Origin of the sequence: Pseudomonas sp. FIP_A4 (assembly GCF_036701605.1) — a bacterium.
GTDB classification, from domain to species: Bacteria; Pseudomonadota; Gammaproteobacteria; order Pseudomonadales; family Pseudomonadaceae; genus Stutzerimonas; species Stutzerimonas phenolilytica.
Genome location: NZ_JAYDXP010000072.1, coordinates 1 through 452, shown reverse-complemented (window position 1 = coordinate 452; position 452 = coordinate 1). Strand labels below are relative to the sequence as shown.

Sequence of the window (452 nt, the reverse complement as noted above, 5' to 3'; positions counted from 1 at the left end):
TGGCGATCAAACAGGGGCGGGCAGCGGGCATGGTCTCGGCTCCGGGACGCGGACTGTCTGATTTACGACCCCCCTGGCGGCGTCATCGTTCGCGCGTTCGTCAGCACCATTGTCGACCGCACTCAGCGGCGCCTGGCAGATCGGGCAGATCAGCATGCGAGCAGGTTCACCAGGGTCTGGTAGTAGATTTCGGGACAAACACGATGGCAACCACGGACCGAAGCTCAACGCCGGCCCGGTGATCAAGCAGTACCTGGACGGCGGCAAGCGCGTGTCCTACGGCGCCCGCGCCGAGCAGGCCGTCCAGGGCACACTGCTGCGCGTCATGGATAGGCCTCCAGCAGGGCGCTCGGCGTACTCCTCGCTCAGCCGCTTGCCCTCGGGAGACTTGGGCCGCTCGAGCATATCGCTGACCTTGTTGTAGGTCAGCCGCGCATGGGAGTGGATCACCG

The 452-nt window shown here is 65.7% G+C and carries 1 pseudogene; it reads right to left on the bottom strand.

Annotated elements, in window-relative coordinates:
• Positions 1–348: 348 nt before the first annotated feature.
• Positions 349–452, bottom strand: a pseudogene (locus U8L64_RS20220) (hypothetical protein); the annotation flags it as partial.